We start from the raw sequence: 21,906 nt of genomic DNA, 5'->3' as shown, positions 1-21,906 counted from the left end.
GCAAAAAAAGCACATGTGAGAAATTTCTCACATGTGCTTTTCCGCTTTTTTACAAAGAATTTACCCCATCGACTCATACAGACCGGAGTTCACATATTGGGCCAAATCCGCCTGCTGCCAAGCATATGGCGAATCCAATTCCAGATAGTAAAATCCATTCTCATTCTCCCACCGAATCTCCAAAGAAGGAGTCTGCACAGAAGTATCCCGCAAGGCTTCCACTACAGGTTGACAGGCATCCACAAAAGTTTGTTCGTCCGTATATTCACCAGATAATTCCACATACACATGCGCCGAATTCACGGCATCAAAGCCCTCTTGGCGCACTTGATTGGCAGTCATCCATTCGTCCATGTACAGCCAGCAGGAAAAGTTCTGTATGTTATCCACATCGCTCAATTTCTGAAAAAGTTCATCATACCACTCATCTTCCAATTCTGACACAACTCGCTGATAGTTCGGTCCGCAGTACTGCAAAAGCGGCGAAGCCGCCGCTCCACACAATGATACCAAAATCAAAAAGGCGCATACGAGCATAGACAGAAAATCATACTTCAGTTTTGCCTGCTTTGCAGTAAATGAAGCGATGAGGACCTCAATGCCCAATGCCACCAAAATCAGCGGTGAAAGTTTGCACAAAAGAGAAAAGTCCCAATCCGGGTTCAAAAGGCCCGCGGTCACGGCAATGCCTGCTACAATCAGAACAATTCCCATGGTAGTGGTTCCCACTCTTCGTACAGGCCGCGCGGGGACGGGCGCCGAAGGCTCTGGGGACACAACATTAGACACATCCTGCTCACTCATTGTTCGTTGCCTCCCTTAAATGCGGTATAGTCATCTTCCTCTGGAACATTCCGAGCAGGACCGCCCCGCAAAAGATACACACCCAATACCACCAAAAGAACTGCCACTACCAATGTGGACAAACTATCCAAAAGCCACTGCAGCCAGGCCAATTGATAAGTGACGATCAGCCCCCACAATGCCGGACTCACGAAATTGGCATACAGCGCATACACGCCCATGAGCACCAAAGCCCAACCGATCAATTTGTGCCGACGGCTGAGCAACCGGCGCCCGTTTTCACCCACAAAACCACTGGGATCGATCAGATAAGCATCCGGATTTTGCGCCGCCTGCTCTGGCGTTTGGCCGTGAATGTTGAACGTGTCGAAGAAAGAATAAGCCCAAATCACCGGAAGCGCTAAAGCCAGCAGTCCCAGCCCTAAAAATGAGATCAAAAAAATCACAAACATAAACAGCCCCATTAGGGAAAGGCCTCTCTTCATATACCCTTGGTACATCTGACCTCCGCCGGGAATAAAAGCAAAGCAAAAAGTCCAAAATCCGTTTTTGCGGTTCATACAAATTCTCTCCTCTTCATTAATCAAACAGACTTGCAATGTTATGGCTAAAAGCATCGGATGCGTTTCGGAAAAACGCATTTACGCGGGCCGCCGCCGGCATTTTCACTTCATGCACGGTTTCGCTGTACGATGTAGGCGGCTGTGACTCTCGAATGGGGATGGTAGCAATATTACGGAACAGACCTGTACTCCAGAACGTGACTGCAAGAACCACTGCGGCGGCCACGGCAGCATACCGGTTGAAGAACACGTGCACCACTCTGCGGCGCACCCGATCCATCACACTCTGCGCCAAAGGCTGAGCGGGCGTTAAGAGCACATCGTCCTCCAACAGCGCTGTATAGCGCACAAGACAAGTATCACAAAAGCTCAAATGTTCCGCAACTTCCAATCTTCCCATTTCGTCCAGCGTTCCTTGCAAAGAAGCTTGCAGAGCCTCATCGGTCAAGTGTCCGTTTTCCAAAAAAAGTTCCATTTAGCTCATCCCCCTTTCCAGAGAATTTTTTAGCATTTGCTTAGCCCGGTACAACTGTGTATGTACCGTTTTAGGCGGTCGATTTAACTTTTGCGCGATTTCGTCAATGCTGTTCTCTTCGAGAAAAAACAGCACCGACACCATATGATATGGTTCTTTCAATGCACGAATCTCCTGTTCAATGCGCAGTGCGCTGTCCTTTGCGATGGTTACATCTTCGGGTCCGCTTCCGGGCGGAAGTGCCATGGTTCCCATCGCATCGTCTTCTGTTGCCTGTACTCTGCGGTGATAGGCACTTTTGAGATAATCTTTGGCCTTGTTGGCGGCAATACGTGCAAGCCATGGTTTATAGTTATCTGCGGGGCAGTCATTGCGATGGCTGTAAGCAGCAAGAAATGTTTCCTGGGCAAGGTCCTGTGCCAACTGGTGGTCTTTGGTAAATTGGTAGCATATGGTATACACCAGACGCTCGTACTGCTGCACCATTTGCGTGAATTGTTCATTGTTCATGTCCAAGCGCCGTGCGCCTCACCACCCTCTTTGCTGCCCTTCGTTTATGTAACGGATTGAACAGACGATTTTCTTCAAAAATTTTAAAAAAATCCCCGTGGGATATTTCCCGCGGGGAATCACCAATCAAAAAATTGCACTTAAAGCGCCAAACAGTCCCATAGAGCCCAAAAGCATGATCAGTCCAGCCGTCATAACACCGCCCAAGACCGCTGCTACGCTCGGCCAAAACTTCAAATCCAAAAGCGTGGCGGCCAGGCACCCCGTCCAAGCACCTGTTCCGGGCAAAGGGATGGCCACGAACAAATACAAAGCCCAGTAAATGCCACGGCCTGCCTTTTCCTGCATTTTGTCTCCGGCCTTGACGCCTTTTTCATAAATTTTCATAAAGAAGCGTCCCAGTGCACCGGGCCAGGTGGTGCACCAAAGCAAAACACGTTTTGCGAACAACAGAATAATGGGGACCGGAAGCATATTGCCCACCACTGCCACAACATAGGTAGGAATCAGCGGCAATCCCATTCCAACGCCAATGGGAACCGCTCCACGCAATTCCACAATAGGCACCATAGATACAAACAAAACCCAAAAATATTTTCTCAGCAATGCGATCATAAGTCTCTCCTGTCTGTTTTTCAAAATGAAAAGCTGGGTTAATGATACTTGATTTTTCAAAACTTTGCAAGGTATCCTGAAAATATGCTATACTGTGCTCAGAAAGAGGGTGTGCCTTCATGAAAAAGAAAATTCTTCTCTTTGTTTTTGTGCTGTGTGCGTTTATTTTGAATGCTCCTTTTGCTCTGGCATTGGATGCAGGCATCGGACGCGAGGCCGTCTCAGCTACTCCGGTATCCGTATGGATTTTTTTAGTGGCCGCCGGGCTCATTGGCATCTTTGTCACGGTGCGTGCATTGTCGGGGCTTCATCGCACGGTACAAGCGGATCCATCTTATGAACTTCCCGAAGATCTCTCCAGCGCGCAGGCCGGCTTTTTGATTGACGGAGAGGCCGATGACCGAGATCTTTTGTCATTGATTTTGGGATTTGCCCAAAAGGGATTTTTGACGCTCTCCTGCGACGAGTGGGATGGCAGTGATCCGGACCAAATGCCGCTTGTTTTGACAAAGCGCAGAGATTTGCCGTCCAATGCTCCCGAGTTTGAGCGCACCATTTTTTCTGCACTGTTTCCGGACGGACAAAATATTTTTCATCTGACGCACCCTGATGATCGCTTTTCTTCGAGCTTGGAAAAAGCCAAGGAACAATTGGAAGATTCTTTTTCCGGTGAACACCGGCTTTACCAATCTCAAACCATGCTCCATTCTCTTTTGTTTCCTTTTGCAGGATGCCTGCTTTTGTTTTTAGGACTTTCCCGTGTGGGCATTGGTCCTTCGTTGGCTGCCTGCATTCCTCTTGCAATGCTTTCTTTCTGGATGCATATGGTTTTTCGCCGTTGGCGTTTTTTGCAAACGTCTTCCCGTGTCGCCTGGGGAATAGGCGGTGCTGTTCTGGCACTTTTGGCAGGTGGTGGATCGGTCCTGGCCATGTGGAGCACCTCCACGCCTCTGTGGCTGACCATTCCCGCTTTTGCATTGGTCTTGGCCGCATGTCTGCTCGCGCCTCTCGTCGCCCGCCCCACTGCGTATCACACCAAGGCCAGCCAGCGTCTGCTTGCCCTGTTCACATTTCTAGAAAATCCTCCCAAAGAACAGCTTCCCCATCTTTTGGAGGAAAATCCAGATTATTTTTACAGCGCTCTGCCCTACGCTTACGTGTTTGGGCTGGCCGATGAATGGGCCTGCGCATTTGAATCTCTTTGTAAGCATGCACCTCTCTGGTACACCAATGGATACCAAGATTTTTCTACTTCCTCTTTTGTGTCCTCTTTCCGATATAGTGTAGAAACTGCACTTGCCAAAAACGATGAACAATAATCTTCAATACAGAGGTCTGGACAATGGATGAATTGTTTTCTTTAAAAGGGAAAACGGCTCTTATTACCGGCGGCGCTCATGGCATTGGGTTCGCGATTGCTGTGGCATTGGCCCGGGCCGGAGCAAACATCGCCTTTAACAGCAGCCGAAAAGATCATCTGGAAGAAGGCCTGGCTGCCTACCGGAAAATCGGACTAACTGCTCACGGATACATATGCGATGTAACGGACGAACAGGCTGTGCAAGCTTTGGTGCAGCAGATAGAAGCAGACGTGGGAACGATTGACATTCTTGTCAACAATGCGGGTATTATCAAGCGCATTCCCATGTGCGACATGAGTGCGGAAGATTTCCGAAAAGTCATTGATGTCGATTTGAATGCACCGTTCATTGTGAGCAAAGCTGTTCTTCCGGGCATGCTGCGAAAAGGACATGGAAAAATCATTAACATTTGCAGCATGATGAGCGAGTTGGGAAGAGAAACCGTAAGTGCTTACGCGGCGGCCAAAGGTGGCCTTAAGATGCTGACCCGAAACATTGCCGCGGAATACGGGCAATACAACATTCAATGCAACGGAATCGGTCCCGGGTACATTGCCACTTCGCAGACCGCAGCATTACGCCAGCCGGGTCCTGACGGTGCGCCACATCCTTTTGACCAGTTTATTCGATCCAAAACGCCTGCTGCACGCTGGGGCGTTCCCGAGGATCTGGCCGGACCTGCCGTATTTCTTGCTTCCGATGCTTCCAATTTCGTAAATGGACACATTCTGTATGTGGACGGCGGAATTTTAGCGTACATCGGCAAACAGCCGTAAATTGGCGCAAGTGTTTTTGCCGCTTTCTTTTGGTCCAAAATCCTCCTGGGAATCTTCCCCGGAGGATTTTCAATATAGACGTTTTAAATTGAAAAAACGCACGGATTGTGCTATGCTGTGCACTAGAATGCTTTCGTAGCAAAGACTGTGAGGGAATGTGTTGTTTTCCAAGTTTACCAGCCGGATCACACCGGCTCAAATTATTATTTTAGGATTTTTGTCTTTGATTCTGGCTGGAACACTGTTGTTAATGTTGCCAGTTTCCACCCGCGGAGAAGGCGGCGCCCCTTTTTTGGATGCACTTTTCACAGCCACCTCGGCCACCTGCGTTACTGGATTGATCCTGCACGATACTTATACCTATTGGTCTGAGTTCGGTCAGTTGGTCATTCTGGGACTCATCCAAGTGGGCGGAATGGGTGTTGTAACCATGGCCATTGCCATTGCTATTTTTTCCGGCAAACGCATTGGTCTGCGGCAGCGGTTCATCATGCAGGAATCCATTTCTGCACCGCAGGTGGGTGGAATTGTCCGCATGACGGACTTCATCCTGAAAACCACGTTCGCCATAGAAGGACTCGGTGCACTTATTCTGGCGCTTCGTTTTTGTCCCGAAATGGGAGTGACCAAAGGCATTTGGTACGCGCTTTTTCATGCCATATCCGCTTTTTGCAATGCGGGCTTTGATTTAATGGGATTTCGGGAACCTTCTTCCTCGCTTGTCTACTATGTATCTGACCCTATTGTGAATATTGCGATTATGCTGCTGATTATATGCGGCGGCATCGGATTTTTTGTTTGGAGCGATGTTCAAAAAAACAAATTTCATTTTCACCACTATCGGCTTCAAACAAAGATCGTCCTTACAACAACCTCTCTTCTGTTGCTTTTCCCGGCACTTTTTTTGTTTCTGTTTGAGTTTAGTCAGCCCCAGTGGGCGGATCTTTCGTTGGGGCAAAAGATTTGGGCGTCTATATTTCAATCGGTCACTCCGCGCACTGCCGGATTCAATACAGTAAATTACGCAATCATGAGCGGCCCGGGAATCCTTTTAACGATTCTTTTGATGTTGATTGGCGGCTCCCCCGGATCTACGGCCGGCGGAACCAAAACGACTTCCCTTGCTATGGTCTTTTTATGCATCCGCTCCGTATTTCAGCGTAGGGACAGCATCCAGTGCTTTGGCCGGCGTGTTCCACCGGAGGTATTGCGGAGCACCTGTACCATTCTGACGCTTTACGCAGTTCTATTTTTATCCGGAAGCGTTGCTTTATGTTTAATTGACGATGTAACGATGTCTCAGGCCCTGTTTGAATGTGCCTCTGCCATTGGTACGGTCGGTTTATCTACGGGCATCACCGCCCAATTGAGTGCTCCATCTCAATTGATTCTGATCTTTTTAATGTACTTTGGCCGCGTTGGCGGTTTAACCTTAATTTATGCGGTGGCCAGCGGCCACCTGCCGGCACCTTCTCAGATGCCTCAGGAGAAAATTAAAACACAAAGGAGTCAATGAAATGAAATCGGTTTTATTGATTGGTCTTGGCCGTTTCGGACGGCATATGGCTATGAAGTTTCAGGAAATGCACTGCGAAGTACTTGCCATCGACCATGATGAGCAGCGCGTCAATGACATTTTGCCCTATGTGACCAACGCGCAAATCGGCGACAGCACCAACGAACAATTCATCGCCTCTTTGGGTGTGCGCAATTTTGACGTATGTGTAGTAGCGATTGGTGATAATTTTCAAAGTTCTTTGGAAACGACTTCGCTGCTCAAGGAACAGGGGGCGCAACTTGTAGTAGCTCGTGCCAACCGGGATGTACATGCAAAATTCCTTTTGAGAAACGGTGCGGACCATGTCATCTATCCTGAAAAACAGATGGCCATTCGTGCAGCGGTTCGATACGGCGCAGACAATGTATACGATTACATTCAGCTCACAAAGGAGTACTCCATCTACGAGACGCCGACGCCGGCAGCCTGGGTTGGAAAAACCATCATAGATCTTCAAGTACGCCAGCGGTATCACATCAACATTTTGGCCGTTAAGAAAGACGATCTTTTGGAACCGCTCCCGCCTGCGGACCACACATTCCGTGAAAACGAGAGCCTGTTGATTCTTGGCTCCAACGGAAACATTGAAAAATTCCTTCACTTTTAAAAAAATGCCGGGGAAAACTTCCCCGGCATTTTTTATTTATGCAACACGTTTTTTCGAATGTAAGCAAAGGTTTTCTCCTCGCCCTCATCCTTGAGCATTGTCAATAGTTTTTCCAGCAAGACCTGCGTGTCCGGATGCAACAAATAATGACTTCTGGAATGCATGTAATAGTCATAAGGAGCCCGGTCCGTGTAAGCGTCACGCAGATAGGTTTTACTGGCAGCCATTCGGTCGCACAGCATCTCTACCACATATTTCTCCGGCATGCGTGTGCCATCCATAGCATGATCGCCCTTTGGTTGATAATCGATCCAGTATTCCAGATGATGCCTGTTTCTTCCTTTATGATGAAGCCACGCCGCGCTATATCCTTTATCCTCGCGCTCGGCCTCATTGGGGCTGCGAGTCCCCTGATAATATTTTGCACCTGGCCAAAATTCCACCGGCGAAAACTTTGATAAATCGTGTGTAAGGCCTTGCCAATACAGGCCGACTTGAAAACAATGATGCAGCACCAGCCGTTTGTGGTGGCAAATGGTGCGAAAATGTGCCCATGGATGCAATGTGTCCGCCTCCCATGTTTGCGAATTCTTATTTTCCATTATATCGCAAAGAAACACATTTCGCCATTGGGTTTGCCCAAACAAAAGAAAAGCGGTTTCCGCTAGGTGGAAACCGCTTTGGATTTACATGGTCTTTCCCTGTCCGCACAGACCTTCAAAGTCCTTGCGGAACTGGTCTACAGCCGCATTGACTGCATCCAATTTCAAAAGTGCCTCCATTACGTCCGGAGATACTGTGCTGGCTCCTACACCGTACTTAGCCAGTTCCAAAACCTGCTGACAGTTTTTGAAACTTGCCGCCAACACCTCTGTGGCCAAACCATTGTTTTTAAAGATATCATGAATATCCTTCGCGGCTGCGATGCCGTTAGCGCCCAGATTGTCAATACGATTTACATAAGGTGCCGCATATTTTGCTCCGGCTTCCGCCGCCAAATATGCCTGCATCTGGGTGTAGATAGCCGTAGCGGTCACATTGCATCCCTGTGCGGCCAGCAGCTTGATTGCCTTGAGGCCCTCCCGAGTGACCGGGACCTTCACGTATGTATTCTGACCCAATGCCCCGCGAATGCGCGCAGCCTCCGCCACCATTTCTTCGGCCCGAGTGCTAAGCACCTGTACGTGCAGTTCGCCATCCGGCCCAATAAAATCTCGAATCTCTTTGAGCACTTCATAGGGATCCCGGCCCGCTTTGGCCAGAATAGACGGATTTGTGGTCACACCACTGACCGGATAGTACTCATACAACTCTTTAATTTTGTCCACATGCGCATCGTCGATAATCAGTTTCATAACACAAGGCTCCTTTTTTCTGTTTGGATTCAGCCAATGGCTTGGTCGATCAGTTTTTCAGTAATTTCCAGCGCTTTGGCCGTATCAGGATCTTTTCCGAACAAACCGCTGGTTCCTACAATGAATACCTCAGCACCGGCATCATAAAGCGTTTTATAATAGCGCTCGTTGCAGCATCCGTCTACGGCAATGTCATACGAATAACCAAATTTTTCTTTCCACTGCTTGGCTTGCCGAATTTTCGCCAGACTGTTTTCAATGAAAGGCTGTCCCGCAAAACCCGGGTCCACCGTCATAATGAGCAGCCGGTCGATTTGATCAATGTACGGTTCCACCACATCCAGCCGCGCCGATGGATTAATAAAAAATCCCACTTTCCGGCCTGCTGCTTTTATCTGACGGATCAGCCGATAGGTTTGACGCTCCACCACTTCCGGCGGCATGGTGATGATCTCCGCACCGCTGTCAATGCACAGTTGCACCAATTCTGCATCGATGTTGTCCACATACAAATGCACTTCCTGGGGCACCTTGGAAATGCCGTGAATCGCCTTCACAAAGCAAGGCGCCAAGGACATGTTTTTACAGTAATGCCAATCGATAATGTCTACATGATAAAAATCCGCCTTCGTATCCAGTGTTCGGATCTCCCGTTCGATGTTCAATAGATCCATGCACATAAGAGACGGGGAAAACTTGACTTTCATCCTTTATCCTCCGATCTGGGCCTCGAACCCGGCCTCTACGAACACATCGTACATGGGCCGCACTTCTTCTTGTTTCATATTGGGGTCCTTTGCGTACAAATACTCCAGCCCCAGTGCCTCCCATTTGCCGAGCCCCATCTGATGAAACGGCAACAAATGAACCTTTTTAACTCCAATCCGGCTCAAAAGCTGGGTGTACTGCCGGGCGACCTCTACCGAATGGTTGAAACGAGGAATGACCGGGATTCGGACAACCACATCTTTTCCGCTGTCCACTGCCTGTTTCATATTTGCCAAAATCAATTCATTGGGTACGTCGGTCATCTTGCGATGCATTTCGCTGTCTGGATGTTTGCAGTCCATATACAAAAGATCAATATACTCGATCAGCCGACGGAAATCTTCAGAATCCACATAACCGGTTGTTTCCACCGTAGTGTGGATTCCGTGCGCTTTCAGCGCTTTCAAAAGTTCCAGTGCAAACTCCTTTTGCATCAAAGGCTCACCGCCGGAGAGCGTCACCCCTCCGCCTGAACGATCGTAAAACGCTTTGTCCTGCAAAACTTTTTCCAGAACTTCTTCCACTGTGTAGGCCTCACCCTGCGCTGTAAGAGCGTGAGTGGGACATGCGGCCACGCACGACAGGCATCCCGTACATTTGTCTTTGTCTACCCGCAACTTTCCATCTTCCCAATGAATTCCGCCGTTGGGACAAGCATGTTCGCAACACCGGCAACCCGCACACAATTTGGGAGAATGAAGCAATTCCGTCTGGGTGCTCTTGGATTCCGGATTGGCACACCAGCGACAGTTCAGCGGGCATCCTTTCAGAAAAACCGTTGTGCGGATGCCCGGCCCGTCATGAATGGAGAATTTCTGAATATTGAAAATAATGCCTTTCATAAATCCTCCGTCACAGAACGTGTTCGGTTCGTGCAATAATATCATTTTGTGTCTCGGTAGACAATACGTTGAAGAAAGCGCTGTATCCTGCTACACGCACAATCAAATCCCGGTGTTTTTCCGGATGTTTTTGAGCGTCCAACAAAACGTCTCGGGACACCACATTGTATTGTACATGATAACCATGAAGCACGTCAAAGAATGTGCGCAGCAACAAAATCAGTTTCTGCACATCACGCTCCTGCTCCAATGCAGAAGGCGCCAATTTCTGATTCAGCAATACTCCGCCGTTCAACTTCAACGTGGGCAGTTTTGCCACAGACTTGAACACCGCTGTGGGGCCATTTACGTCCACCGCATGTGAAGGCGAGCATCCCTCGGCCAGAGGTTCCCCTTTTCCACGTCCGTCAGGCGTAGCGCAAAGCTGTGCCCCCTGAGGAACGTTGGCGGAAATGGACGAAGTTCCAGGGAAGTATCCACCACCAATGGGCCCACGGCCATACCGTGTATTGTGATAGTGAGAAATTTCATCGATAAAGACCTGATATGCGTCTCTGGTCAAATTGTCCACATAGTCGTCATCGTTTCCAAACTTGGGTGCATCATGAATGAGCATCTGACGAATACGCCAGCCTTCTTCACCTTCAAAATTGGTTACCAGTGCATGCCAAAGCTGTTTTGTGGTCAGGCGTTTATCCTCAAAGACCAACTTTTTAATTGCGGCAAGAGAATCGCCAATGTTGGCAATTCCAACCTGCAGCGGTCCGATGAAATCGTATACCGCACCGCCTTCTTTGATGTGCTTGCCTCGTGCAATGCAGTCATCCACCAGCGAGGACAACAAAGAATCCGGAACTTCCATCTCCAATGCGTAGTCTGCACAGTTGTCCAGCGCCACACTAATGGGAGTGAAGTATTTTACCACATCCACCCAGGCCTGCCAAACCTGATCGAAACTTGTCATCTCTTCAAAGCAGGCGTCGGTATCGTACACTTTCTCTCCACTGGTCAAGTCTACGCCTTTATTCAGCGCAATCATCAAAATACGCGGGAAGTTCAGGAAGTTCATTCCCGAGCAGCGAACGCCAAATTTTCCGGGAATGGATACCTCGATGCAACCGATCGAGCTGTAATTGTATGCATCCTCACGGCTTACACCTTTATCCAGGAACTGTGGAATGATGATCTCGTCGTTATTGAAGGAAGGCATTCCAAATCCCAGTTTGATGCACTCGATGCAATCTTTCATAAATGCATCGCTGACGCCTTTATGATAGCGCACCGACAGGTTCGGCTGGGTAAGCTTGAGCTGTGCTACCGAACGAAGCACCAAAAACGACAGTTCATTGACTGCATCCGTTCCATCGGTTTTCTGACCGCCAATGCAAACGTTCTGGTACAGCGGGCTGCCCGCAGAAAATTTGGTGTGTGCATTGCTGCGGATTTTATTGATGGTAAAGGTCTTGAGCCACAGATTTTCCAAAAGTTCTACGGCCTGTTCCTGCGTAATACGGCCGGCTTCCACATCCGCCTTATAGTACGGATACATAAACTGATCAAATCTGCCAAAAGACAGCGAGTGACCGCTGGACTCGATTTGAAGAATCAAATGGAGGAACCAAACGCTTTGAACCGCCTCATAAAAAGTGCTGGCCGGATGCTCGGGAACATGGCGGCAGTTTCTTTCGATGCCCAGCAGTTCTTCTTTACGCACTGGGTTTTCTTCTTTTTCTGCCATAGCGTGGGCCAGATCCGCATAACGATGCGCAAAATCCACACAGGCATCCAACAGAATCAGAACTGCGTCGTAAAAAGAGACTTTTTTCAGATCCTCAAAGTTGCTGTAATCCAGTTTTTCCTTTGCTGCCAGGGTTTCACGGCGAATTCCCTCAATGCCAAGTTTCAGAAGTTTTTCATAGCTGGGTGCCAGATGGGCATCGCCCGCAGTGATATTTCCCTCTACCTTGATAATGCCCAAATCGTAGCACTGCCGTTCTTTGGGAGGCATGATAGCAAGCGCTTTGTCCTGGACAGTGATTCCCCGCCAGAACGGAGCCATATCGCGCAAAATTTGTTTGTTCTCTTCCGTGATGGTGAACCGGTCGCCGTCTCGCTTTTCCCACTCGTCCAGCTCATTGATCACCCACTCGATCGCATACTCCGGAAAGATGGGAGCCGCACGGTTTGTGCTTGCCTGGTTGCCCGCCAAAAGCGTTCCATCTTCTAGGAAGATGGTCATGTTTTCCAATGTATTGCGGATGGCATAAGCCCTCTTGAGAATGTTGGGCTGATCGCGGTGCTCTTTATATGCCTGTGTCGTGTAAATTGCACGCTCCACACACACCTGCGGTGTGATATTCAAAAGCGTTTCCTTCATATCCTGGATTCGTTTGCTGGGTTGTCCAAAATAGCTCATTTCCCTTCCCCTTTCACTCAAAAAGCATGGCCGCTCCGATGATGCCATTGTCTCCACCTAGCTGTGCCACACGAATATCGATGTTCTGTCCACTCTGATGGTTAAATCCGGCCACTTTGCGACGAATCTCTTCCATAAAGGGCTCGCCCATGTTGGTCAGGCCTCCGCCGCACACGTAACATCCGATGTTGAAAGACATGAATAAGTTGTATATGTACACAGCAATGTAATGGGTCATCTGATCCATCATTTTTACTGCTAGTGCATCTCCCATAGCCCACGCCTTTGCCAGATGATGACTATTCAATTCTTCTAGGTCCTGTGTCATCTCACGCATCACCGACGGTTCACCGGATTCAATGGCTCGGCGCACGTGTTTCATAATCATCACACCGCTGGCATAGCTCATGATACAGCCTTTGTTGCCGCATCCGCACATTACGCCTTCTCCCGGTGTGACCAGCATATGACCTGACTCACCAGCACCGCCGTAACTTCCCCGGAACAGTTCACCATTGATGATGAATCCGCTTCCGATTCCAGTACTAAGCGCGGTGTAAACCATGTGCCGACTTCCGCGGCCTGCGCCCATTCGATGTTCTGCCAAAGCTGCCAGGTTGGTGTCATTATCCACCAGCACTTCCACGCCGGGAAAACGTTCCCGGAATAAATCTCTGGCCGGGTAGTTCTGAATTCGATCAATGCTACCGCTCGAAACCACAATTCCCCGCTCGAAATCCACATAAGAGGGCATGCCTATGCCTATGCCGCGAAGCTGAGAAGGGTCTACCCCATTCTCTTGCAGAAAAGACCGCGCCTCTGTATCGATTTTATCGGTCAGTTGCTCGGGTGTAACATCCTTGGGCATTTGTGTGCGCATTCTCGCTTTCACATTGCATTCGCTGTCCAACAACCCATATAAAATCTTGGTTCCGCCCACATCAATTCCAAGTCGATCGCCTTCCATGAACAATCCCCCTTTCTTCTGGCTTAAGTGTAACACCAAAACTTGGAATTGTCAATTTAATCCCAAGTTAAATCAAAGTATTTCAAAGAAAAAATCTTCAAATTTAAAAAGAAACCCAAATTTTTTCGTAAAAAACTTGTTTTTATCTTGGAAAAGGATATAATAAAATCAAATCTGTTTTGGGAGGACCCATCATGACGTCAGCCAACATCATAGAGCGCCGCAACCGACTTGTGGAACTCGTGCGAAAAAACGGCCGCATTTCAACAGAAGAGGCAAGCAGTTTGTTTGGGGTTTCAAGCGAAACCATCCGACAGGATTTCTTGTTTCTGGAAGAGCGGCATATTCTAAAAAAAGTTCACGGCGGAGCGGTGGCATATGAACGTGCTGTCATCGAGCCTTTGCGTAAGCGGCAAGCCGAAAACGGAGAAATCAAACGAATCATTGCTCAAAAGGCGATGGAATACATCACACCCGGCATCACCATCGGCATGGACATGGGCAGTACGGTGGCCGCTGTGGCGGATCTTCTTGCGCCCGGCGCAGGAGATCTTGTCATCACCAACTCTCTGCTGGTCCTTCAAAAAATGGCGGATAGCCGTCACCGGGTTTACTGTCTCGGTGGCGAATACAACGCTCATGATATGGCCTATCAGGGCGATCAAGCGGTAAATGCCTTGCGTAAACTCCACCTGGATCTCTGTTTTTTGGGTACAAGTGGCGTTCAGGGGCGTAACGGTATTTGTTCTACAGACTTCCATGACATTTGTGTCAAACAGGAATTTATGCAGCGCAGCCGAAAAACCATTGTTTTAGCCGATAGCAGCAAATTTAATACCACTTCACTGGTAGAAGTGGCAGACTGGCAGGAAGTGGATGTTCTGATCACCGACCGAGGCATTGATGCCGGACAGGCACAGTTGCTGCGCGAAAAGTTGGAATTGGTGATTGCCGACGAATAACGCATTTGTTCATAAAAAAGACTTGTATTTTTTTCCAGTATTGGGTATGCTGAAGAAAACATTCCGTGCAAAGGAGGATGACCAATGGATTTAACCGCATTTTTCAAACTAAACTATGGTTTGTATGTGATCCCCGCCATGGATGGCGGCCGTGCTTCGGGCTGCGTAGTAAACACGCTTGTACAAGTCACAGCAGAACCTGCCCGAGTGACGGTCGCTGTAAACAAAGAAAACGCCACTGCGCAGGCCATCCAAAACACTGGTTTCTTTGCGGCATCGGTTTTGACAGAGGACGTTCCTATGGACGTAATCAGTCTGTTCGGGTTCCGCACCAGCCGCGAAGTAGACAAATTTTCCGAAGTCCCCTACCAAATCGATGACCATGGAGTTCCCTATCTGTGTGAAGGAACAAACGCCCGATTTGCCTGCAAGGTACTGGAGTGCTGGGATGTGGGAACACATCTTTTGTTCCTAGCCGAAGTCACTGACTGTGAGGTGTTGGGCACAGGACATTCCATGAGCTATGCCTATTACCACACGGTAAAGAAGGGCCTTACGCCGCCCAAAGCATCCAGCTATCAAAAGTCCACACCTAAGACCACTGGATGGCGCTGCACCATCTGTGGATACATTTATGAAGGCGAGGAACTTCCGCCGGATTTTGTATGTCCGGTGTGCAAACAACCCGCCAGTGTTTTTGAAAAAATTTGATTTAACACAAAAGCCGGAACAGTTTTATTGTTCCGGCTTTTGTTTATTTTTTACCGGTACGCTAAGCGCGAAAAAGGCCGCACAGTTTTCACTGTGCGGCCTTTCCAATACCATTATTTTTCTTTGATGTTATTGATTGAATATGCTCTCACGGCGGAAGAATCCTCTTCCACTGCATACTCGCTGCTCTCCTGAGTAGCTTTATCTTGATATGCTTGCTGTCTCATAAGGCTGACGATCTGATCGTAATACAAAGACTCAAATTCCTCGTCATCCTCATAGTTTGGCAGTCTCTGGCAAATCATAGGAACAGACATGTCCTCTCTGAGCACTGCCTTTCCAACCTCTTGACCGCGCATCTGTTCTACGGTCTCCTCGGAGAAATAACCAGTGGACAAATCGCTGGCAAAACCGTCCAGCATCAAAGAAGACAGTGTATCCTCCGTATATTCACGGCCACAGGCCTCCATTGCCTTTTTCACGGTTTCTTCCGCCAAATCGGTCAAGATTCCGCCTGCGTTCAACTGATCCACCAAATCTTGGGCGTAACCATTGATTTCCTCAAGCACTTCCTCTGTCACCGCATTGCCTTCTCCATCGCTGACCGGAAGCGCCACGGAAGAGATATGTATATAGTTTTCATCCATATAGGCTTCTGCATCCGCCACACTGATTTCGGCGTCATTTTCCTCATAAGCCTCATACAGCTTCTGATACTTGACTTCGGCCAAGTAGAACTTCTCATAAGATTCACTGCCGATGCCGTTCTCGCTGTACCACTCTTCGTTGGATTCATAAGCGGACTTTGCCTGACTTTGTGCATCAGACAACTCATCGCCCTCCAACGTCATACCCTGTGCTTCAAACTCCCGATCAATCCACACCCAGCGCCGTAAGTCTTCCACTGTTTTATTATGGACCCAATCGGAAGCCTTTTCACCGTCAATTTCGCCATTTTTCATAGTGGCGTCTTCATCCAACTGCGACTCAGCATCCGAATAAGCATTCAATTGATAAATCAGGTATACGCCTGCGGGTACTTCCACCCCATCCACCGTCATGACTGTTTCCGGCGTTTTCAAGGTACAGCCCGTCAAAGCGACTGTCAGCGCTGCGGCAGTTGCAGCAGCAATCCATCGTTTCAGTTTCAAATTCATTCCCTCCATGCGGCAGCGCCGCAGTTTTGCGATAGTAAATACATTATATTCCCTGTGTCGAATCTTTGCAAGATACCTATTCTGAGGATGCACTCTCCATTTTGTCCAGCACTGCACTCAGCACATCCAACGGTTTTTCACCGGACAGCACTCGAACCGACAAATAAGGTTTTCCAGAAGCGTTCACCAGAAGCCGCTGACCCATCTCTTTTAAAAGCGGCTTAAGTTTTGCCAGATCCAGCTTGTCAGAGTACAGAATAAGCGCATCTCGGTTTTGAGCGATCTCATAAATTCCCAGATTTGCCGCCACTACACGAATCAAACTGATATCTACCAATCCCGATACGCTTCTGGGCACATCTCCGTAACGATCGATCAACTCGTCCAATACATCGCTGGCATCTTCTTTGTTCTGAATCGCCGCGATTCGTTTGTATGCTTCGATCCTTCCGGCCGGATCCTCAATATAATTTTCAGGAATATACGCATCTACTGTGATGTCAATCAGGCAGTCACTTTTATCCACCTGTGCCACCTGTCCCTTTTCCTGCGCAATGGCCTGATTCAAAAGTTTTACATACATGTCATAACCCACAGACTCCATATGTCCGTGCTGGCTCTGCCCCAAAAGGCTGCCAGCACCACGAATCTGAAGGTCGCGCATGGCGATGCGGAACCCAGAGCCAAAGCTCGTGAACTCCCGAATCGCAGACAAACGTTTGGAAGCTACATCGGTGAGGACTTTACTCCGACGGAACGTAAAATAGGCATAAGCTTTGCGGCCTGACCGACCGACTCTTCCCCGGAGCTGGTAAAGCTGCGCAAGCCCCATATGATCCGCGTCCTCAATTACCAGGGTGTTACAGTTGCGCACATCCACGCCGGTTTCAATCAGCGTTGTGCACACCAAAATATCGATTTCGCCGTCCAAAAGCTGCTGCCATACTCTGGACAAAGCTGCCTCATCCATACGACCATGTGCAGTGGCAATGCGCGCGCCCGGCAAAAGTTCCGCCAAATGGGCCGCACATCGCTCCAACGAATCGATTCGATTATGGATGTAATAAGCCTGACCGCCCCGATCCAGTTCTCTGCGCAGCGCCTCGGCGATCACACCGTCATCGTACTCCATCACATAAGTTTCAACCGGACGGCGCTCTACAGGTGGCTCCTCAATGGTGCTCATGTCCCGCAGTCCGCTCATCGCCATATTCAATGTCCGAGGAATCGGCGTTGCCGACAAGGTAAGCATATCCACTCCGATAAAACTCTCCTTGAGTTTTTCTTTGTGCTTGACGCCAAAGCGTTGTTCTTCGTCAATGATTACAAGACCTAAGTCGTGAAACTTCACATCTTTTTGCAACAGTCGATGGGTACCAACCACGATATCCACCGTTCCCGCTGCCAAACCCTTCAATGTATCCTTGATCTGTTTGGGTGTTGCAAACCGGCTCAAAAGCCCTGCTTTGACCGGGAACGCTTCCATGCGGGATAAAATCCCCGTATAATGCTGCCAAGCTAGAATCGTAGTAGGCACAAGGATCGCTACCTGCTTGCCGCCCATGATGCACTTGAATGCAGCACGCAGCGCCACCTCGGTTTTACCCACACCTACATCGCCGCACAACAGGCGGTCCATCGGATGGGGCTTCTCCATATCTTTTTTGATTTCTGCCGCACATGTGAGCTGATCCGCTGTTTCGTCGTACTCGAACCGCGTCTCAAAATCCCGCTGCCATTCCCCATCTTCGGGAAATGCAAATCCTTTGGCCTGCTGCCGCTTGGCATACAGAGCGATCAACTCTTTGGCCATCTCTTGGGTGGCCTTGCGAACCCGACCCTTGGTCTTATTCCAAGTGTCGCCGCCCAGTTTTGACAATTTGACCTTCTCATTGTCTCCCGGAGCAGTATACCGACTGAGCAAATCCAACTGCGTTACAGGCACATACAGCGTATCGCCCTTTTCATAACGAATTTTCAGATAGTCCTTGACTACGCCCTGTAAATCCAATCGTTGAATGCCCACATACAATCCGATTCCGTGGTTTTGATGCACCACGTAATCTCCGGGCTGAATATCCGACAAACTGGACAAGCCTTTGTTTTTGGATTTTGTCTTTTTCTGAGTTACCGTGTTGTGCCGACGGCTGGTAAACACTGCAAAACGCGCAAAAGGATAATCCGCGCCTGCATTCAAATGTCCTTCTAAAACAGCTACCGTGCCTGGAACGACCTCATCTACGGGCGCATGGTAGGCAGTCGCCGAAAAGCCTGCTTTTTCCAAATCGCGAGCCAATGCATCGGCCGCTCGCTGGGTTCCCGCCAGCACCGCCACTGCATATTTTTGAGCAATCAGTGGTTCCAGCTCCTCCAAAAGACCGCTGACCTCTCCACTCCAAGGCGGAAGCGCATGGGCAGGCGCGCTGACCGTATCGCTCAGCCGCAAATCCGGCAATGTCCGCGCAAAATTTTCGCACGCCACAGTATGGCTTTTCTGAGCTACATGCCATAAAAAGGCTGATTCCTCATAAAACCGATCCATCCCCGGCGCCAGAATCCCCTGCTCGAACAGCCCTTTCATTTCTTCGCCAAAACGCAATTCCAAAACTCTGGTCGTCTCACGAATCGCGCTGGGTTCATTCAAAAATAAAATTGGATCATCCAAATAATCTAAAAGGGTCGCCGGTTTTTCATAACGAACCGCAAGATATTTGTCCATGGCTGTAGGCATGGTGCCCGCATCCAATGTTTTCAAATCCTCTTCCATAACGGCGGACAGGCGCTTTGCAGCCGGCCCCTTAGCATTCGCCAATGCCTGACGCAGACGATCTGCCGCCTGTGCGGTATCCCCGAACAACACTTCCCTTGCCGGAGAAAGATAAATCTTTTTCACCGCATCTTCCCGGCGCTGGCTGATCAAATCAAACGCATGAATGGTATCTATCTCGTCGCCCCAAAACTCCAGACGACAAGGCTTCACCATATCCGGTGCATAGATGTCCACAATTCCACCACGCACCGAAAACTGCCCTGGCCCTTCCACTTGAAAACGCCGCTGATAACCCGCACTGTACAGCTTCTCTATAAGCTGCTCCATGGGAATCTGCATTCCGGGACGAATCGTCATTGTATTGCCACAAAATTCGCCTCGCGGCATCGTGAACTGTAAAAGCGCTTCTACGCCCGCACAAACGACCCGTGTACGACCGCCCACCACATTGCCAAGTACAGAGAGCCTGCGGTACTCGTATTCATGATTCAACCCTTCCACAGGGCGCAAAACAAAATCTCTGGCCGGAAACACTTCTGCCGCCTGGCCAAAGGTCTGCGCATCTGCCGCCATACGGGTAGCCTCTGCTTCTCCTGCACACACAAACAACGCAGGACGCCCTGTGTCTTCGCACAAAGCAGCTACCAGTTGAGCGCGCGCAGTTGGCGGCATACCAAAAAGGGCCGTCACAGCAGGACCCTCTCCTGCCATGCCAGCCAACAGCCGTTTGTATTCGGATGTATTTTTCAGTGGTTTTGTCAGCATTTTCCTCGCCTCATATCAAGAGATAGAACATCCCTATAATGCACAGCGCCAAAAGGCCAATCAACCAAATCAGCGCCAGCGCAAACGGAGCCTCTCGATAAGCAGGCCCTGCTTCTTGAGCACATTTCATATGCCTTGCTCCGAAAAAAACAGCCGCAACGCTACACACCAAAAACAAAACTGGAATTACCAGCGCACCGCCCAGTCCTAAAAGCGTAGCCAGTGCTGTAACCAAATCCTCTTGTTCTTCGGGTGCCTGTGCAGCTACTGCCAACGCGGCCAATGTGTACAGCACCCAAATCACCGGACCAAAAACCAATTTAAACGGCCTTGTAAAACTTTTTTTCAGCAGCATCGGGCGCCTGCATAAACAAAAACGGGCCAAAGCACACCAGGTTAAAGCCGCTGCCAACACTCCCAAACAAGGAGCCAGCACCATTGCCCACGCACTGGGCTTTGCCACACTCCATATCACACCTGCCACCAAAGGAATCCCCAATGCCAAAAGCGCAATGTCATACCAGCGTTTTGTCTTTTCCATGCAATTATCCATTGTATCGGCTCTGTGCAGTTTCAAACTGCCCTTTCATAATTAATTCCAAAGCGCCGCAAACATCGTCGTATCTTGCCATGATTGCCTTTTTTTCCTCTTGCGTGAACCGACTGAGTACCCAATCTGCCAAATCATAATCCGGTCGAGGTTTCTCGCCCACACCAATCTTGATGCGCGGGAAATCCTGACCCAAATTTGCAATGATGCTTTTTACTCCGTTGTGGCCACCGGCAGACCCTGTTTTCCGCAAACGCAGTTTGCCCGGCGCCAAAGAGATATCATCGAACAGAACAATCACACGCTCAGCAGGGATTTTATAAAAACCGCTTGCTTTACGCACCGCCTCACCGGACAAATTCATAAAGGTCTGCGGCTTGAGCAAAAGCACTTTTTGCCCACCGACGGTCCCGGTGCCGTACAAGGCGTCAAACTTCGATTTGTTAACAGAAATATCCCATCTTCCTGCCACATAATCCAGCGCATCGAACCCCGCATTGTGACGCGTTCCCTCATATTTAGAGCCTGGATTTCCCAATCCAACGATCAGATAATCCATATTGGATGCCTTTTTAAAAAACATATCTGTTCGATTCTTCTCCTATTTTTTTATTTCTGCTGTTTTTTCTTTTGTTTTTCAATAAATTTTTCCAGTTTCTGCTTTGCCCATCCCAGCTTGTTTTGCTGACGTGCACGGGCAATGCCCAAAGCTCCTGCGGGAACATCCTCCGTGATCGTACTGCCTGCTGCCGTATAAGCTCCGTCGCCCACTGTTACTGGGGCAACCAAGTTCGTATTGCAGCCGATAAAGGCATAATCTCCAATGGTATTCCGATGTTTGGCCGCTCCGTCGTAGTTGACCGTTACCACGCCGCAGCCAAAGTTGCAGTATTTGCCCACGTCGGAATCTCCCACATACGTCAGATGAGATACACTGGTTCCTTCGCCCACAGTAGAATTTTTGACTTCTACAAAATCACCGATATGTACATTTTTGCAGATGTGACTGTCCGGACGAATATGAACGAACGGCCCAATGTTGGCCCCATCATCGATCACGCTATTGTAACCCTGGCTGGCATTGAACTTCACAGCGCGTCCCACGGTCACATTTTCCAAAAGAGAATTCGGGCCAATGACACTATCCGCACCGATTCGGGTCTGCCCTCGCAGAATCGTTCCAGGTAAAATCACCGCACCCGGCTCAATTTCTACGGTCTCATCAATCATGATCCCATCGGTCAAATAAAACTCCACTCCAGCTTGCAAATGTTTTTCCAGTGTGGCAGTCAACGCTGCACGCCGCTCTTCCAATTGCTGTTTTGTCATGGCGTATTCCTCGCTTTCGAAAAAAGACTATACGTTTTTATTTTA

Annotated in this window: 22 protein-coding genes; 6 read left to right on the top strand and 16 right to left on the bottom strand. The window is 49.1% G+C overall.

The genetic code is table 11. The features are described from left to right. Positions 1 to 60: 60 nt before the first annotated feature. The 5 genes from AB5H98_RS01490 to AB5H98_RS01470 all read right to left on the bottom strand — a co-directional run bounded on the left by AB5H98_RS01490 (position 61) and on the right by AB5H98_RS01470 (position 2,967). Positions 61 to 804: a hypothetical protein gene (locus tag AB5H98_RS01490; protein WP_367924143.1), complete on the bottom strand. Its 744-nt coding sequence runs from the start codon at positions 802 to 804 to the stop codon at positions 61 to 63. Next, a complete protein-coding gene (locus AB5H98_RS01485; RefSeq protein ID WP_367924142.1) occupies positions 801 to 1,364 on the bottom strand; it encodes a hypothetical protein in 564 nt (187 codons plus the stop codon). Before AB5H98_RS01485 ends, AB5H98_RS01490 begins: the two co-directional genes overlap by 4 nt. A gap of 19 nt (positions 1,365 to 1,383) precedes the next feature. Continuing rightward, on the bottom strand, positions 1,384 to 1,842 hold the full coding sequence (locus tag AB5H98_RS01480; protein WP_367924141.1) for a hypothetical protein: 459 nt from the start codon (positions 1,840 to 1,842) through the stop codon (positions 1,384 to 1,386). Then, the gene (locus AB5H98_RS01475) at positions 1,843 to 2,352 is read right to left on the bottom strand and encodes an RNA polymerase sigma factor (protein ID WP_367924140.1); all 510 of its coding nucleotides are present in this window, start codon (positions 2,350 to 2,352) and stop codon (positions 1,843 to 1,845) included. Between the two features lie 126 nt (positions 2,353 to 2,478). Next, the gene (locus AB5H98_RS01470) at positions 2,479 to 2,967 is read right to left on the bottom strand and encodes a COG2426 family protein (protein WP_367924139.1); all 489 of its coding nucleotides are present in this window, start codon (positions 2,965 to 2,967) and stop codon (positions 2,479 to 2,481) included. 119 nt (positions 2,968 to 3,086) lie between these two features. Here AB5H98_RS01470 and AB5H98_RS01465 point away from each other — a divergent pair, with 119 nt between their 5' ends. The 4 genes from AB5H98_RS01465 to AB5H98_RS01450 all read left to right on the top strand — a co-directional run bounded on the left by AB5H98_RS01465 (position 3,087) and on the right by AB5H98_RS01450 (position 7,269). After that, positions 3,087 to 4,286, top strand: a complete 1,200-nt coding sequence (locus AB5H98_RS01465; RefSeq protein WP_367924138.1) for a hypothetical protein — start codon at positions 3,087 to 3,089, stop codon at positions 4,284 to 4,286. A 23-nt stretch (positions 4,287 to 4,309) separates the two neighbouring features. Then, entirely contained in the window at positions 4,310 to 5,104 is a 795-nt protein-coding gene (locus AB5H98_RS01460) for a gluconate 5-dehydrogenase (protein WP_367924137.1), read from the top strand. Positions 5,105 to 5,264: 160 nt separating this feature from the next. After that, positions 5,265 to 6,620: a TrkH family potassium uptake protein gene (locus AB5H98_RS01455; protein WP_367924136.1), complete on the top strand. Its 1,356-nt coding sequence runs from the start codon at positions 5,265 to 5,267 to the stop codon at positions 6,618 to 6,620. A 1-nt stretch (position 6,621) separates the two neighbouring features. Then, positions 6,622 to 7,269, top strand: a complete 648-nt coding sequence (locus AB5H98_RS01450; RefSeq protein WP_367924135.1) for a TrkA family potassium uptake protein — start codon at positions 6,622 to 6,624, stop codon at positions 7,267 to 7,269. Positions 7,270 to 7,301: 32 nt separating this feature from the next. Here AB5H98_RS01450 and AB5H98_RS01445 read toward each other — a convergent pair whose 3' ends face one another. From AB5H98_RS01445 to AB5H98_RS01420, 6 genes are all read right to left on the bottom strand, one after another. Next, positions 7,302 to 7,832 (bottom strand): DUF5662 family protein, encoded by a 531-nt coding sequence (locus tag AB5H98_RS01445; protein ID WP_367924134.1) that lies wholly within the window; start codon positions 7,830 to 7,832, stop codon positions 7,302 to 7,304. A 123-nt stretch (positions 7,833 to 7,955) separates the two neighbouring features. Next, positions 7,956 to 8,624 (bottom strand): transaldolase family protein, encoded by a 669-nt coding sequence (locus AB5H98_RS01440; RefSeq protein ID WP_367924133.1) that lies wholly within the window; start codon positions 8,622 to 8,624, stop codon positions 7,956 to 7,958. A 29-nt stretch (positions 8,625 to 8,653) separates the two neighbouring features. Beyond that, the gene (gene alsE / locus AB5H98_RS01435; protein ID WP_367924132.1) at positions 8,654 to 9,331 is read right to left on the bottom strand and encodes a D-allulose 6-phosphate 3-epimerase; all 678 of its coding nucleotides are present in this window, start codon (positions 9,329 to 9,331) and stop codon (positions 8,654 to 8,656) included. Positions 9,332 to 9,334: 3 nt separating this feature from the next. Further along, complete coding sequence (locus AB5H98_RS01430; protein WP_367924131.1) at positions 9,335 to 10,234, bottom strand: glycyl-radical enzyme activating protein; 900 nt, start codon at positions 10,232 to 10,234, stop codon at positions 9,335 to 9,337. A 10-nt stretch (positions 10,235 to 10,244) separates the two neighbouring features. Beyond that, the gene (locus AB5H98_RS01425; protein ID WP_367924130.1) at positions 10,245 to 12,650 is read right to left on the bottom strand and encodes a formate C-acetyltransferase/glycerol dehydratase family glycyl radical enzyme; all 2,406 of its coding nucleotides are present in this window, start codon (positions 12,648 to 12,650) and stop codon (positions 10,245 to 10,247) included. Between the two features lie 13 nt (positions 12,651 to 12,663). Beyond that, positions 12,664 to 13,617, bottom strand: a complete 954-nt coding sequence (locus tag AB5H98_RS01420; protein WP_367924129.1) for an ROK family protein — start codon at positions 13,615 to 13,617, stop codon at positions 12,664 to 12,666. A gap of 194 nt (positions 13,618 to 13,811) precedes the next feature. Between AB5H98_RS01420 and AB5H98_RS01415 the strand changes: the two genes are divergently transcribed. Both AB5H98_RS01415 and AB5H98_RS01410 read left to right on the top strand, forming a co-directional pair. Next, the gene (locus AB5H98_RS01415) at positions 13,812 to 14,579 is read left to right on the top strand and encodes a DeoR/GlpR family DNA-binding transcription regulator (protein WP_367924128.1); all 768 of its coding nucleotides are present in this window, start codon (positions 13,812 to 13,814) and stop codon (positions 14,577 to 14,579) included. An 84-nt stretch (positions 14,580 to 14,663) separates the two neighbouring features. Further along, on the top strand, positions 14,664 to 15,290 hold the full coding sequence (locus AB5H98_RS01410) for a flavin reductase (RefSeq protein WP_367924127.1): 627 nt from the start codon (positions 14,664 to 14,666) through the stop codon (positions 15,288 to 15,290). 113 nt (positions 15,291 to 15,403) lie between these two features. Here AB5H98_RS01410 and AB5H98_RS01405 read toward each other — a convergent pair whose 3' ends face one another. The 5 genes from AB5H98_RS01405 to AB5H98_RS01385 form a co-directional block, all read right to left on the bottom strand. Then, positions 15,404 to 16,441: a hypothetical protein gene (locus tag AB5H98_RS01405; protein WP_367924126.1), complete on the bottom strand. Its 1,038-nt coding sequence runs from the start codon at positions 16,439 to 16,441 to the stop codon at positions 15,404 to 15,406. 82 nt (positions 16,442 to 16,523) lie between these two features. After that, complete coding sequence (gene mfd / locus AB5H98_RS01400) at positions 16,524 to 19,982, bottom strand: transcription-repair coupling factor (RefSeq protein WP_367924125.1); 3,459 nt, start codon at positions 19,980 to 19,982, stop codon at positions 16,524 to 16,526. A gap of 10 nt (positions 19,983 to 19,992) precedes the next feature. Next, positions 19,993 to 20,535 carry a hypothetical protein gene (locus tag AB5H98_RS01395; RefSeq protein WP_367924124.1) on the bottom strand — a complete coding sequence of 181 codons (543 nt, stop codon included), beginning with the start codon at positions 20,533 to 20,535 and terminating at the stop codon, positions 19,993 to 19,995. Next, entirely contained in the window at positions 20,528 to 21,115 is a 588-nt protein-coding gene (gene pth, locus AB5H98_RS01390) for an aminoacyl-tRNA hydrolase (protein ID WP_367924123.1), read from the bottom strand. Before pth ends, AB5H98_RS01395 begins: the two co-directional genes overlap by 8 nt. Before the next feature lie 26 nt (positions 21,116 to 21,141). After that, the gene (locus AB5H98_RS01385) at positions 21,142 to 21,861 is read right to left on the bottom strand and encodes a UDP-N-acetylglucosamine diphosphorylase (protein WP_367924122.1); all 720 of its coding nucleotides are present in this window, start codon (positions 21,859 to 21,861) and stop codon (positions 21,142 to 21,144) included. Positions 21,862 to 21,906: the final 45 nt, after the last annotated feature.

It is taken from the genome of uncultured Ruthenibacterium sp. (assembly GCF_963558415.1).
Classification (GTDB): Bacteria; Bacillota; Clostridia; order Oscillospirales; family Ruminococcaceae; genus Ruthenibacterium.
Note: the sequence above shows the minus strand (reverse complement) of the source record. Positions and strands in the feature narration are given on the sequence as shown.